Consider the following 13437-nt stretch of genomic DNA (forward strand, 5'->3'; position numbering starts at 1 on the left):
ATTATATTACGTTCACATGGCACGGGAGCCTTTGTCGCCGCGCCGCGTTCGGCGGCTTCATACATCATATACAGAGGCCGGCGATGGGCGAACGAACTTCCGAACGGCCCGTTTCTCCACGCAACGGGCGCGCGCTCGACTGGATGAACGCGTTCCTTGCCGACGTCCGCGACGGCCTTGGCCCCTATCTCGCCATCTATCTGGTCGCGGTGCGCGGACCCGACCATGGCTGGGACGAGGCGACCGCCGGCATGGTGATGACCATCGCCGGCATCGCCGGGCTGCTGGCGACGACCCCGGCCGGCGCGCTGGTCGACAAAAGCCGGGCGAAGCGCGCGCTGCTGGTCGCCGCCGCGCTGATCGTCACCCTCGCCTCGCTGTCGCTGCCGATCGTGTCGGGCTTTACCGCCGTCGCCGTCACCCAGTCGCTGGCGGCCGTCGCGGGCGCGATCTTCGCCCCCGGCATCGCCGCGATTACGCTCGGCATCGTCGGTCCGCGCGCCTTTACCCGCCGCGTCGGCCGCAACGAAGCCTTCAACCATGGCGGCAACGCCGTCTCCGCCGCGCTGGCCGGGGCGCTGGCGTGGAAATTCGGGCCGCAGGTCGTCTTCTACCTGATGGCGGGCCTCGCCGCGTGCAGCATCGTCGCGATCCTCATGGTCGACGACAAGGCGATCGACCATGACGTGGCGCGCGGCTGCACCGATGGCGAGGAACCCTGCACCCCGCCGCCGACCCTGCTCCAGACGTTCCGGGGATCGCCCGCCCTCGCCGTCTTCGCCGGCGCCTGCTTCCTCTTCCACCTCGCCAATGCGGCGATGCTGCCCTCGGTCGGGCAGTTGCTGGGGCGCGAGGTCGGCGCGGGTGCCGCCACCTCGCTGGTTGCCGCCTGCATCGTCGGCGCGCAGCTGGTGATGGTCCCGGTCGCGATCGTCGTCGGCCGCAATGCCGATCGCTGGGGCCACCGCCCGATCCTGCTGGTCGGCATGGCCGTACTGATCGCGCGCGGCGTGCTCTACACCTTTGCCGACGCACCGGCATGGCTGCTCGGCGTGCAACTGCTCGACGGCATCGGCGCGGGCATCTTCGGCGCGCTGCTGCCGGTCGTCGTCGCCGCGATCATGCGCGGCACCGGTCGCTTCAATGTCGCGCAAGGCGCGGTCGCGACGGTGCAGGGTCTGGGCGGCGCACTCAGCACGACGCTGGCCGGCGTCATGATCGTGCAGGGCGGCTATAACGCGGCGTTCCTGCTGCTCGCGGCGATCGCGGCGGTCGGATTTGCGCTGCTGTGGTGGAAGATGCCGGAAACGGCTTCGCAGTAGGTTTTTGGTTCACGCGAAGACGCGAGGAAGAAGGTGATTTTCGCGCAAAGGCGCAAAGGTGATGCGCTCGCCGCGACAGCGGCTCTCCTTCATCGACCGCCGGAAGATAAGAGGCTGCGCCGGAGAGGCTACACCCGCCTGCTCCGCAACCCCTTTGCGTCCTTTGCGCCTTTGCGCGAATCCACTTTCCTACTTCTTCCTCCGCGCCTCCGCGTGAACCCCAAATTACCCTTCGAACCGAGCCGTAGTCTTCGCCCGAACCTCATCGGCCGTAACCCCCGGCGCACACTCGACCAGCCGGAACGGGCTGTCATGGTCCGCCCGCTGGAACACCGCCAGATCGGTGACGATCATGTCGACCACATTGCGCCCGGTCAGCGGCAACGTGCATTCGGGGATGAACTTCGGATCGCCGTTCTTGGACGTATGCTCCATCACGACGATGATTTTCTTGACCCCGGCGACCAGGTCCATCGCCCCGCCCATGCCCTTGACCATCTTGCCCGGGATCATCCAGTTGGCGATGTCGCCCCCTTCCGAAACCTCCATCGCGCCCAGCACGGTCAGGTCGATATGCCCGCCGCGGATCATCGCGAAGCTGTCGGCACTGCTGAAATAGACCGATTGCGGCAGCTCGCTGATCGTCTGCTTGCCGGCGTTGATCAGGTCGGGGTCTTCCTCACCGGCATAGGGAAACGGGCCGATGCCCAGCATCCCGTTTTCCGACTGCAACGTCACCTCGACGCCTTGCGGAATATGGTTCGCCACCAGCGTCGGGATACCGATGCCCAGATTGACGTAGAATCCGTCCTTCAACTCGCGCGCGGCGCGCGCCGCCATCTCGTCGCGGGTCCAGCCCATCGGGTTACTCCTTGCGCGCGCCGGGATCGGTCCAGCGCAGATCATTGGGAAACACATCGTCGAAATCGCCGGCCAGCGCGGTGCCATAGACCGGGTTCGGTAGCACGAACCAACCATTGCCCCACAGGCTGGCGATGGCGGGTGCATCCGCCGCCGCCCGCCGTTCGGCAGGCTTCAGACCGGTATTGAACAGGTCGCTGAAATCGCCAAGCTGATCGCCGACCAGCGCCACGACGCAGAAACGGCTGGCGATCAGCGCCCGCCGCGCATCCTTGCCCGACCCACCCGGCGCATCGCCCTTCAGGAACAGCGTCTCGCCATGCTTCGCCGGGCCCAGCCCCGCACGGTTCAGCACGGCTTCGGTGAATTCGGCGGTCGCGGCGTTGCGGTTGGTGTTGAACACCACGGTCACGCCCGCCGCACGCAGCGCCGCCAACCCTTCGACCGCGCCCGGCACCGGCCGTGTCGCGCGCCCGTCAGACCGCTCCCACCGTTCCCAGCGCGCCGCATCATAGCCCATGCCGCCGCGCGCATCGGCATATTCGTATCCGGTATTGAGCAGCACCGTCTCGTCGACGTCGAACACGACGGCAGGCTTGCCGGTACATGGCAGCTGCGTCGGTTGCTCCAGGGTCGCGCCCGGCGCCAACACCGCCTGCAACGGCATCCGGCGCAACGTGGTACGATCGCGCAAATACTGGTTCACATAGCGGACCAGCCCGGCATAGGCCTGCCGGCTCGCCGCGCCGGCCTCACCCGACCCATAGAGATACTGCATCCCCGCCGGCACCCCCGCCACCGTCGCCGGCGCGACCGGCGCGGCGGACTGGTTGCCCACCGCCACGACGCAGCCTGACAGGGCGAAGGCGCCGACGCCGAGGGTCAAAGCGCTGGACGTACCCCGGCGAAGGCCGGGGCCCAGTTGGGAAACGCCAGCGAACGCAGACCGCCGTCCCGCAACTGGACCCCGGCCTTCGCCGGGGTACGGTACGCGCTTGGCCACCAAACCGCGCAAAAAACCCATCACACCCGCTCCCGCACCGTGCGGAACTCGATCTGCTTGTCGTACGGCGCACCGACGATCATCCGCTTCACGTAAATTCCCGGCAGGTGGATCGCGTCGGGGTCGAGGCTGCCGACCGGCACCACTTCCTCGACCTCCGCCACGCAGAAATTTGCGGCGGTCGCCATCGGCTGGTTGAAGTTGCGCGCGGTCTTGCGGAAGATCAAATTGCCGGCCTCGTCGGCCTTCCACCCCTTGATGATCGACAGGTCGGCGCGGATGCCGCGTTCGAGGATATAGTCCTCGCCGTCGAACTGCTTTACCTCTTTCCCTTCGGCGATCAGCGTGCCGACCCCGGTCTTGGTATAGAAGCCCGGAATACCCGCCCCGCCCGCGCGGCAGCGTTCGGCCAGCGTCCCCTGCGGACAGAACTCCACCTCCAGCTCGCCCGACAGATATTGCCGCTCGAACTCCTTGTTCTCACCGACATAGCTCGAAATCATCTTGGCGACCTGTCGGCTGCGCAGCAGTTTGCCTAAGCCCTGTCCGTCGATTCCCGCATTGTTGCTGGCGATGGTCAGCTTCTGCACGCCCGACGCCTGAATCGCGTCGATCAGCCGTTCGGGAATGCCGCACAGGCCGAACCCGCCCGCGCAGATCGTCATCCCGTCGTGGAGCAATCCCTGCAGCGCCGCCTCGGCATTCGGGTACAGCTTGTTCACGCGCATCTCTCCCAACTGATCGCGTCGTCGATGTCGCAGGGTCGGTCGAGCCGGTCAAGAAGCTGAACCGACTTTCAACTTCGCTCCGCGCTGGTAACGGTCGCCGCCCCGCGATAGCGTGGGGCCATGACAGTTTCACGCTCCGGCGGCCGCATCCTCGTCGATGCCCTTGTCACCCACGGCTGCGACCGAATCTTCCACGTGCCCGGCGAAAGTTTCCTCGCGGTGCTCGACGCGCTGCACGACACGCCCGCCATCGATCTGGTCACGTGCCGGCAGGAGGGCGGGGTCGGCTTCATGGCCTGCGCCGATGCGGTGCTGACCGGACGGCCGGGCATCGCCTTCGTCACGCGCGGGCCGGGGGCGACCAACGCCTCGATCGGCGTGCATGTCGCTATGCAGGATTCGGTGCCGATGCTGCTGTTCATCGGCGATGTCGACCGCGAAAATCGCGACCGCGAAGGATTTCAGGAGGTCGATTTCCTGACGATGTTTGCACCGCTCGCCAAGCTGGTGCTGCGCATCGACGATCCGGCGCGCATTCCCGAATATGTCGCGCGCGCATGGCGCACCGCCACCTCGGGCCGCCCTGGCCCGGTGGTGATCGCTCTGCCCGAAGACATGCTGGTCGAGGAAGCGGTCGCGATCGACCGCCCGCCGCTCGCGAAACTCGAAACCACGCTCGCCCCTGTCAACTTCGACGCAGTTTTCGCAGCTTTGCGAACCGCCCGCGCCCCCGTGGCGATCGTCGGCGGGGCGGGCTGGGATGCCTCCACTGGTGTAACCTTCGCCAACTTCGCCGAACGCTGGGGCGTCCCCGTCGCCGGCGCCTTCCGCCGGCAGGACGCGATCGCCAACGATACGCCCGCCTGGGCCGGCAACCTCGGCTATGGCCCCTCGCCCAAGCTCGTTCAGCGCATCAAGGCCGCCGATCTGCTGCTAGTCGTCGGCGCGCGCCTCGGCGAAGCGACCACCGACGGCTATACGCTGGTCACGCCCGACCATCCCGGCCAGACGCTGATCCACGTCCATCCCGACCCGGCCGAACTCGACCGGGTTTACCGCGCCGACCTTGCCGTCGCCGCCGACCCGTACGCCTTCGCCGCTATGCTCGCCGCGGCCGAACCACCGGCTAACCCCTTGCCGGGAGGGCAGGAAGCCCATGCCGAATGGCTCGAATGGTCGACCCCCGCCCTGCGCGACGTCGCGCTCGACCTTGGGACGTGCGTTGCGGCGATGCGCGACCGCCTGTCCGGCCACGACACGATCATCTGCAATGGTGCCGGTAATTTCTCGGGCTGGTGGCACCGCTACTGGCACTATGGCTGGACCGGCACGCAGTTGGCACCCACCTGCGGCGCAATGGGCTATGGCGTTCCCGCCGCCGTCGCCGCGGCCTTGCGCGAGCCGACCAAACTCGCGGTCGCGGTCGCGGGCGACGGCGATTTCCTCATGAACGGACAGGAACTGGCCACCGCCGTCCAGCACGGCGCCAACCTGCTGGTCATCCTCGTCGACAATGGCGGCTACGGCACGATCCGCATGCATCAGGAACGCGAATATCCCGCGCGCCTCAGCGGCACCACGCTCGCCAATCCCGACTTCGCCGCCCTTGCCCGCGCCTATGGCGGCTGGGCAGAGACCGTCGAGACCACCGCCCAATTCGCCCCCGCCCTCGACCGCGCGCTGGCACAAACCGGCGTCCGCCTGCTCCACTGCCGGACCGAGATCGAGATCATCACCCACAGCACGACGATCACCGCGATCCGCAATCGTTAGGTGGAGACCGGTGGCCGTATCACGTCTTTGGTTGCGCCGACCCAGAACCCATCCGATCGTGCTGAGTAGGCGCTGAGCTTGTCGAAGCAGCGTATCGAAGGACGGTTGGTGGCAGGTGCTTCGATACGGGTCTTCGACTTCGCTCAGCCCCTACTCAGCACGAACGGCTTGAGTAATCAGGACGTCCGCCCCACATCCGCCGCCAGCCGCACCAGCCAAGCCTGCGCCTGCTTGCGCTCCCCGACCGCCTGCGGCCCGACCGGCCCACGCGATTTCAAAAACTCCTGATGCATAGCAAAGGGCGGCATTCCCAACTGCTCGCGCATCGCATCGACATCCTCGCCGATGCCGGTCAATTCCTCGATGACCGACGCAATCGCCGCACGAGTACGGCGGTCGGCATTGTGATCGAACAGCCCCTGTTTCCCTGACGCCGCCGCCGTCAGCGCCGCGATCAGCGCCTCGCGATACTCCGCCTCGCGTTCGCTGCGCAGCTCATCGGTACGGGCAAGTCGATCTGCTCTGGCCATCGCCGAGCCTATCGCGCCGTCAGCCGCCTCGCAACGCACCCAACGAAAAGAGCCGCCCCGGTTTCCCGGAGCGGCCCTTCGGCACCATCCGCCAACTACCCGGCGGTACGCGGCGCCCTAACCCATCAGATCTTGTCGCCGAGCGCGCCCTTGACGCTGCCCTTCACGTCCTGACCGGTGCCCTTGGCCTGCTGCGCCTGGCCCTCGGCTTCCAGCCGCTCATTGTCGGTCGCGTCGCCGATCGCTTCCTTCACGTTGCCGGCGATCTTGTTGCCGGCGGCGGCGAGCTTGTCGGTGAATTCACCCATGAAAGGCTCCTGTCGGTTGGCGAGATTTCTCTCGCTGGATTGCAGGGTTAGTAACGGGCGGCACTCGCCGACGTTCCATGAAACTTAATTCATATCAGACCGGCGAGCGGGCTCGACGGATCGGCATAGCGCCGCCGCTGCATCCGCCCGGCCAGATAGCCCATCCGCCCGGCCTCGACCGCCGCCTTCATCGCGCGCGCCATCAGCACCGGATCCTTCGCCTCGGCGATGGCGGTGTTCATCAGCACCCCGTCGCAGCCCAGTTCCATCGCCACCGCCGCGTCCGACGCCTGGCCCACGCCCGCATCGACCAGTACCGGCACCTTCGCCCCCTCGACGATCAGGCGGATCGTCACGAGGTTCTGGATGCCTAGGCCCGACCCGATCGGCGCACCCAGCGGCATGATCGTCACCGCGCCGGCATCCTCCAGCCGCTTGGCCGCGATCGGATCGTCGACGCAATAGACCATCGGCAGAAAGCCTTCCTTGGCCAGCACCTCGGTCGCGCGCAGCGTCTCGACCATGTCGGGGTACAGCGTCCGCGCCTCGCCCAGCACCTCCAGCTTGACGAGGTCCCAGCCGCCCGCCTCGCGCGCCAGCCGCAGCGTACGAATGGCACTGTCGGCATCAAAACAGCCGGCGGTATTGGGCAGATAGGTGACCTTTTTCGGGTCGATATAGTCGGTCAGCATCGGCGCCTTGGGATCGCTGACATTCACCCGGCGCACCGCGACGGTCACGATCTCCGCGCCCGACGCCGCGACGGCCGCCGCATTCTGTTCGAAATCCTTGTACTTGCCGGTGCCGACGATCAACCGCGACCGGAAGGTGCGACCCGCGACGCTCCACGTATCGGCATCCGTCGGCGCGACATGATCCCCACCGCCGACGAAATGCACGATCTCCAGCTCGTCGCCATCCTCGACCTGCACGTCCTTCAGCGTCGAACGCGGCACGACCTCGAGGTTGCGTTCGACCGCGACCTTTTCCGGTACCAGTCCGATCTGCGCGGCCAGTTCGGCCAGCGTGATGCCGTCGCGGACGCGCATATGCTCGCCATTGACCGTGATGGTGATGGTACCGTCGGTATGCATGTCGTCTCCTGCGGGCGCGCCGTTCTCTCGACTTACCGGGCCCGGTCCGGCTATGGTGCGCTGCATATAGGGAGGGCGGACAAGCCCCCGCAACCGAAAGCACCGCGTTGACCGCCACCATCTTCGTCCTCAACGGCCCGAACCTGAACCTGCTCGGCCTGCGCGAACCGGCGATCTACGGATCGGATACGCTCGACGACATTGCTGGCATGCTGGAGGATCGCGCCCGCGAACTGGACCTGCAGATCGACCTGCGCCAGTCGAACCATGAAGGCCATCTGGTCGACTGGCTGCACGAAGCGCAGGCGGAAGGGGCAAAGGCGGTACTGCTCAACGCCGGTGCCTATACCCATACGTCGATCGCGCTCCACGACGCGATCAAGGCGGTGAAAACCCCGGTGATCGAGGTCCATCTGTCCAATCCGCATACGCGCGAGGAATTTCGCCACACCAGCTTCGTTGGCCGCGCCGCACGCGGCAGCGTGGCGGGGTTCGGCGCGCTTTCCTATCTGGTCGCGCTTGAAGCGGCCGCCCGCATCTGACAAGGGCGCGGTTTTTTATAATCAGCGATACCATTGGGGGTTACCATGGCAGACGAATATCAGGGCGAAGGAACGCCGTTCACCAGCCACGCGATGCGCGTCGACATCGACCTCGTCCGCGCGCTGGCGCAGGTGCTCGATGAAACCGATCTGACCGAGGTCGAGGTCGAGGACGGCGCGCGCAAGGTCCGCGTGGTGCGCAAGCCCGCGCCGGTACAGGCGGCGGCGACCTATGCCCCCGCCCCGGCCTATGCGCCCGCGCCCCAGCCGCAACTCGCCAGCGCCGCGACGACCACGATCGAGGCCGGCGCCGCCACCGCCCCGGTGAGCAGCGTGCCGCCGGTCACCTCGCCGATGGTCGGCACCGTCTATCTGGCGGCCAACCCCGAAGCCAAGCCGTTCATCGCGGTCGGGCAGAAGGTCGCCGCCGGCGACACGCTGGTCATCGTCGAGGCGATGAAGGTCATGAACCCGATCGTCGCCCCCGCGGCCGGCACCGTGACGCAGATCCTCGTGTCGAACGGCCAGCCGGTCGAATTCGACCAGCCGCTGGTGGTGGTAGAGTAAGCGCCATGCACCCGCCCCGCCCCTTTCCGTTCGTGCTGAGTAGGGACTGAGCTTGTCGAAGGCCCGTATCGAAGCAGCACCACAACGCACGGTCCTTCGATACGCCGTTTCGACAGGCTCAACGGCAACTCAGGACGAATGGCTGCCTGCGGGCGAGGACGATCCAGGAACAAAGATATGCCCGAAATCAAGAAACTGCTGATCGCCAACCGCGGTGAGATCGCGCTGCGCATCCATCGCGCGTGTCATGAAATGGGGATCAAGACGGTCGCGGTCCATTCGACCGCCGATGCCGATGCGATGCACGTCCGCCTCGCCGACGAAGCGATCTGCATCGGCCCGCCAGCGGCGACCGACAGCTATCTCAACATCCCCAACATCATCTCGGCCGCCGAGATCAGCGGCGCCGACGCGATCCATCCGGGCTATGGCTTCCTGTCAGAAAACGCCAAGTTCGCCGAGATCGTCGAACTGCATAACCTGATCTTCGTCGGCCCGAAGCCCGAACATATCCGCACGATGGGCGACAAGATCGAGGCAAAGCGCACCGCGGGTGCGCTCGGCCTGCCGCTCGTTCCCGGCAGCGACGGCGCGATCAGCGACGTCGCCGAGGCGAAGGCGATCGCGGCCAAGGCTGGCTATCCAGTCATTATCAAGGCCGCGTCGGGCGGCGGCGGCCGCGGCATGAAGGTGTGCCATTCCGAGGACGAACTCGAAACGCTGATGCAGCAGGCCGGCAGCGAGGCGAAGGCCGCGTTCGGCGACGCCACGGTGTACCTCGAAAAATATCTCGGCAACCCGCGCCACATCGAAATCCAGGTGTTCGGCGACGGCAACGGCAACGCCATTCATCTGGGCGAGCGCGACTGCTCGCTCCAGCGCCGCCACCAGAAGGTGCTGGAGGAGGCTCCCTCCCCCGTGCTCAGCCAGGCCGATCGCGAACGGATCGGCAGCGTCTGCGCGAAGGCGATGGCCGATATGGGCTATCGCGGCGCAGGCACGATCGAGTTTCTCTGGGAAGACGGCGAGTTCTATTTCATCGAAATGAACACCCGCCTGCAGGTTGAACATCCGGTGACCGAAATGATCACCGGCCTCGACCTCGTCCGCGAACAGATCCGCGTCGCCGAAGGGCACGGCCTGACCTGTCGTCAGGAGCAGATCCGCTTCACCGGCCACGCGATCGAATGCCGTATCAATGCCGAGGACCCGCGTACCTTCGCGCCGTCGCCCGGCACCGTGAAGCATTTCCATGCGCCCGGCGGCATGCACGTCCGCGTTGATAGCGGTCTGTACGCCGGCTACAAGGTGCCGCCCTATTACGACAGCATGATCGCCAAGCTGATCGTCTACGGCACCACCCGCGAACGCTGCCTGATGCGCCTGCGCCGGGCGCTGGAGGAATTCGTGATCGAGGGGATGAAGACTACCATCCCGCTTCACCAGGCGCTGCTCGACGATCCCGAGTTCCAGACCGGCGACTATACGATCAAGTGGCTGGAAGAATGGCTCGCGAAGAACGACTGACGTAAAACTCCTCCCCGGCACGGGGGGGGAACCATCCAAAGGATGGTGGAGGGGGATCGCCCCAGACGCAACCGTGGTGGAGCCGGCCAGCCCCCTCCACCACCGGCTTCGCCGACGGTCCCCCTCCCCGTGCCGGGGAGGATTTGCGAATGAAAGCCACCATCTACCACAACCCCCGCTGCTCGAAGTCCCGTGCCGCTCTCACGCTCCTCACGGAAGCCGGCGCCGACGTCACCGTCATCGAATATCTGAAGACCCCGCCGACCCGCGACGAACTCGCCGCCCTGCTGAAACGCGCGAACCTCACCCCTCGCGAAGCGCTGCGCACCGGCGAGACCGAAGCCAAACCGCTCAAGGACGCCACCGAAGCGGCAATCCTCGACGCGATGGTCAACCACCCGATCCTGATCGAACGCCCGATCGTAGCGACGACCAAAGGCGTCATCATCGCCCGCCCCCCGGAACGGGTCCAAGAAATCCTGTAACCCCTTCCGCAACCCGTCACCCCGGCTTTGAAACGGGCCTATGCGAAAGTCCGTGCGCTCCGCCAGATATCTGCCGTACCCCCGCGCAGGCGGGGGTCCAGGGTTTTAATCGCAAGCGGTTGTTTTGCTTGGCTCTGCCCCCCCCCACCTGCGCGGGGGTACGCAACTAGATCGGCGATCGGGACTCCCGCACCGATCCCGGCCGACCCCAACGTGCCGAGAAGACGAAAGACCCCTTTCCTACACCCGCCCGACCTGCCAGCCTCGCAGACCGCTCTTTCCACCGTCCACCTCGCCCGCTTCACCCGCACACGCGTCACAAACAGCGTGCAAGTGTGAACTTTGTGAACTTTGAACCGGCAATCCGCCGCCAACCCACCGCAATCGCTTGGAACCGTAACGATACCCTGCCATGGCTACACGCATGGCGCGTCACACCCCTCCGCTCGAACCGGGTCGCAACTGCTGGCGGATCGAGCGCGCGACCCGCACGACCGTGCTGGTCGATGCCGACAATTATTTCCGCCACGCCCGCGATGCGATGCTGAAGGCGAAGAAGCAGATCCTGCTGATCGGCTGGGACTTCGACGCCCGTATCCGCTTCAAGACCGATCCGGATAGCGAAGGCCCTGAAAAGGTCGGCGAATTCATCAGCTGGCTGGTCCGTCGCACGCCGGGGCTACAGGTCCATATCCTGCGCTGGGACACCGGCGCGATCAAGACGCTGTTCCATGGCCGCACGCTGGTGCGCATCGCCAAATGGATCGCCGATCCGCAGGTGCATCTGCGCCTCGACGGCCATCACCCGATCGCCGGATCGCATCATCAGAAGGTCGTCGTAATCGACGACGACGTCGCCTTCTGCGGCGGGATCGACATGACGGTCGATCGCTGGGACACGCGCGAGCATCGCGACGATGATCCCCGCCGGATCGAGCCCGACGGCACTCCCTATCAGCCATGGCATGACGTCACGACCGCGCTCGAAGGGCAGGTCGCTGCGGCGCTCGGCGACATGTGTCGCCGTCGCTGGGCGGTGGCGGGGGGCGACGAACTGCCTGCACCGATCGGTACCGGCGACTGCTGGCCGACCGGGCTCGACGCCGACTTCACCGGGATCGACGTCGCCATCGCCCGCACCATCCCCGAAATGGCCGAGCAGGAACCGGTACATGAGATCGAGACGCTCTATCTCGACCTGATCGCCCGCGCCGAACGCTTCATCTATGCCGAAAGCCAGTATTTCGCGTCGCGCAAGGTAGCCGAGGCGATCGCGCGGCGGCTGGAGGAAGCCGATGGTCCCGAGGTCGTGATCGTCAATCCGACGACCGCCGAAGGGTGGCTCGAACCGGTCGCGATGGATAGCGCCCGCGCGCGCATCTTTCAGGCGCTGAAGGAACGCGACCGCCATGACCGGCTGCGCCTTTATCACCCCTTCACCGCCGGCGGCACCGCCATCTATGTCCATGCCAAGGTGACGGTGATCGACGACCAGCTACTGCGGGTCGGCTCGTCCAACTTCAACAACCGCTCGCTGCGGCTCGACACCGAATGCGACGTGACGATCGACGCTACCCGCCACGTCAATGCCGACGAACGCCGCACCATCGCCGGCATTCGCGATTCGCTGCTGGCCGAACATCTCGACGTGACGTGCGAGGACGTACAGGCGACGCTGGCCCGCACCAACTCGCTGATCGCGACGATCGAGGAACTGCGCGGGGAGGGACGTTCGCTACGCCCGTATGAAGTGCCAGATCTCGGCGTGGTCACCGAATGGCTCGCCGACAACAAGATTCTCGATCCCGAAGGACCGGACGAGATGTTCGAGGCACTGTCGCAGCGCACCCCGTTGCTCAAAAAGCTGAAGAAGCACCGCCCCCATCTCCACCGTGCCGACAACACGCTGTCGCCGGTGGTCACCGCCGTTGCGGTCGGCGGCACCGTTGCCGGCGGTACGCTGATCGGCATGATGCTGTGGCAGGCGTGGAAGAAGCGCGAGAAGTAAGCAGGCCTTTTCGACGGGGAGGTTGCCGGATGTTCTGGGTTCTAGCTGGGGCGACCTGGACGACCGCCCTGCTAACACTCATTGCACTACGCTACTCGGTCCCAGCCTCGGTACGTCAGGCGGTGGGGATTGTGGGTCTCGCCCTGTTCGTCGTGGCGGCATGGCGCTGGTGGTCCGGCGCGTGGTCGGCCGAAATCGATCTCGCCTTCTTCGTCATGCTGGGCGGCTTGCTTTGCGACGACCTGCTTTCGAAGCTCGGCGAACGTCGCGCCGCCGCGACAGGGCAGAATGCCTAGCGAGCGGCGAACCCATAACCGAAGCGGGGACCGAACCGGCCCCCGCCCCGCAACCGGACTTAGTTGCTGTCCGAATTGTCGTCGACGGCGATGATGACGCCGCCCGCGACGATCGCTGCTGCCAGCAGCGCGAATACGATGCCGCCACCGGCAAGCTTCTGGCCCTTGGCCGGAGCCGATGCGCGGACCGACTTGGCGACCGACAGTGCCTGCGCGTTCGACGCGGCGTTGGCGGCGACCGGAGCCGCGACCAGCGTGGTGGCGGCGATTGCCGTCAGAAACTTCGAAACCATCCAGATTCTCCCTTGCTCGGCATAACGCCCTGCTACGCCAGCGACCGGCGACGCGGGTCACCGACGTCTAGCGCTATGCATGGTTCCCATAGGAAAAGGG

At 66.1% G+C, this 13437-nt stretch carries 15 protein-coding genes; 8 read left to right on the plus strand and 7 right to left on the minus strand.

What is annotated here, in order from left to right; all coding sequences use genetic code 11:
* Positions 1 to 83: 83 nt before the first annotated feature.
* The gene (locus AAIO73_RS10275) at positions 84 to 1322 is read left to right on the plus strand and encodes an MFS transporter (RefSeq protein ID WP_345877832.1); all 1239 of its coding nucleotides are present in this window, start codon (positions 84 to 86) and stop codon (positions 1320 to 1322) included.
* Between the two features lie 225 nt (positions 1323 to 1547).
* Here AAIO73_RS10275 and AAIO73_RS10280 read toward each other — a convergent pair whose 3' ends face one another.
* From AAIO73_RS10280 to AAIO73_RS10290, 3 genes are all read right to left on the minus strand, one after another.
* Positions 1548 to 2183: a CoA transferase subunit B gene (locus AAIO73_RS10280; protein ID WP_345877833.1), complete on the minus strand. Its 636-nt coding sequence runs from the start codon at positions 2181 to 2183 to the stop codon at positions 1548 to 1550.
* A 4-nt stretch (positions 2184 to 2187) separates the two neighbouring features.
* Positions 2188 to 3069, minus strand: coding sequence for an HAD family acid phosphatase (locus AAIO73_RS10285; protein WP_345877835.1), 882 nt, complete (start codon positions 3067 to 3069; stop codon positions 2188 to 2190).
* A 137-nt stretch (positions 3070 to 3206) separates the two neighbouring features.
* Positions 3207 to 3908 (minus strand): CoA transferase subunit A, encoded by a 702-nt coding sequence (locus tag AAIO73_RS10290; protein WP_345877836.1) that lies wholly within the window; start codon positions 3906 to 3908, stop codon positions 3207 to 3209.
* A gap of 126 nt (positions 3909 to 4034) precedes the next feature.
* On the opposite strand from AAIO73_RS10290, the gene AAIO73_RS10295 reads away from it, so the two are divergent.
* The gene (locus tag AAIO73_RS10295) at positions 4035 to 5687 is read left to right on the plus strand and encodes a thiamine pyrophosphate-binding protein (protein WP_345877838.1); all 1653 of its coding nucleotides are present in this window, start codon (positions 4035 to 4037) and stop codon (positions 5685 to 5687) included.
* Positions 5688 to 5863: 176 nt separating this feature from the next.
* Here the strand turns inward: AAIO73_RS10295 and AAIO73_RS10300 are convergent, their stop codons facing one another.
* The 3 genes from AAIO73_RS10300 to thiS form a co-directional block, all read right to left on the minus strand.
* Entirely contained in the window at positions 5864 to 6217 is a 354-nt protein-coding gene (locus tag AAIO73_RS10300; protein ID WP_345877842.1) for a hypothetical protein, read from the minus strand.
* A 125-nt stretch (positions 6218 to 6342) separates the two neighbouring features.
* Complete coding sequence (locus tag AAIO73_RS10305; protein WP_056453386.1) at positions 6343 to 6525, minus strand: CsbD family protein; 183 nt, start codon at positions 6523 to 6525, stop codon at positions 6343 to 6345.
* A gap of 89 nt (positions 6526 to 6614) precedes the next feature.
* The gene (thiS, locus tag AAIO73_RS10310; RefSeq protein WP_345877844.1) at positions 6615 to 7619 is read right to left on the minus strand and encodes a sulfur carrier protein ThiS; all 1005 of its coding nucleotides are present in this window, start codon (positions 7617 to 7619) and stop codon (positions 6615 to 6617) included.
* Between the two features lie 107 nt (positions 7620 to 7726).
* On the opposite strand from thiS, the gene aroQ reads away from it, so the two are divergent.
* From aroQ to AAIO73_RS10340, 6 genes are all read left to right on the plus strand, one after another.
* Positions 7727 to 8161, plus strand: a complete 435-nt coding sequence (gene aroQ, locus AAIO73_RS10315) for a type II 3-dehydroquinate dehydratase (protein WP_345877845.1) — start codon at positions 7727 to 7729, stop codon at positions 8159 to 8161.
* Between the two features lie 45 nt (positions 8162 to 8206).
* Positions 8207 to 8728, plus strand: coding sequence for an acetyl-CoA carboxylase biotin carboxyl carrier protein (gene accB / locus AAIO73_RS10320; RefSeq protein ID WP_345877846.1), 522 nt, complete (start codon positions 8207 to 8209; stop codon positions 8726 to 8728).
* A 177-nt stretch (positions 8729 to 8905) separates the two neighbouring features.
* On the plus strand, positions 8906 to 10255 hold the full coding sequence (accC, locus tag AAIO73_RS10325) for an acetyl-CoA carboxylase biotin carboxylase subunit (protein WP_345877847.1): 1350 nt from the start codon (positions 8906 to 8908) through the stop codon (positions 10253 to 10255).
* A 149-nt stretch (positions 10256 to 10404) separates the two neighbouring features.
* Positions 10405 to 10740 carry an arsenate reductase (glutaredoxin) gene (arsC, locus tag AAIO73_RS10330; RefSeq protein ID WP_345877849.1) on the plus strand — a complete coding sequence of 112 codons (336 nt, stop codon included), beginning with the start codon at positions 10405 to 10407 and terminating at the stop codon, positions 10738 to 10740.
* Positions 10741 to 11164: 424 nt separating this feature from the next.
* The gene (locus AAIO73_RS10335) at positions 11165 to 12748 is read left to right on the plus strand and encodes a phospholipase D-like domain-containing protein (protein WP_345877851.1); all 1584 of its coding nucleotides are present in this window, start codon (positions 11165 to 11167) and stop codon (positions 12746 to 12748) included.
* A 131-nt stretch (positions 12749 to 12879) separates the two neighbouring features.
* Positions 12880 to 13044, plus strand: coding sequence for a hypothetical protein (locus tag AAIO73_RS10340; RefSeq protein ID WP_345877852.1), 165 nt, complete (start codon positions 12880 to 12882; stop codon positions 13042 to 13044).
* Positions 13045 to 13103: 59 nt separating this feature from the next.
* On the opposite strand, the gene AAIO73_RS10345 is transcribed toward AAIO73_RS10340, so the two are convergent.
* On the minus strand, positions 13104 to 13337 hold the full coding sequence (locus AAIO73_RS10345; RefSeq protein ID WP_242116898.1) for a hypothetical protein: 234 nt from the start codon (positions 13335 to 13337) through the stop codon (positions 13104 to 13106).
* Between the last annotated feature and the right edge of the window lie 100 nt (positions 13338 to 13437).

Origin of the sequence: Sphingomonas epibiotica (assembly GCF_039615155.1) — a bacterium.
GTDB lineage: Bacteria > Pseudomonadota > Alphaproteobacteria > Sphingomonadales > Sphingomonadaceae > Sphingomonas.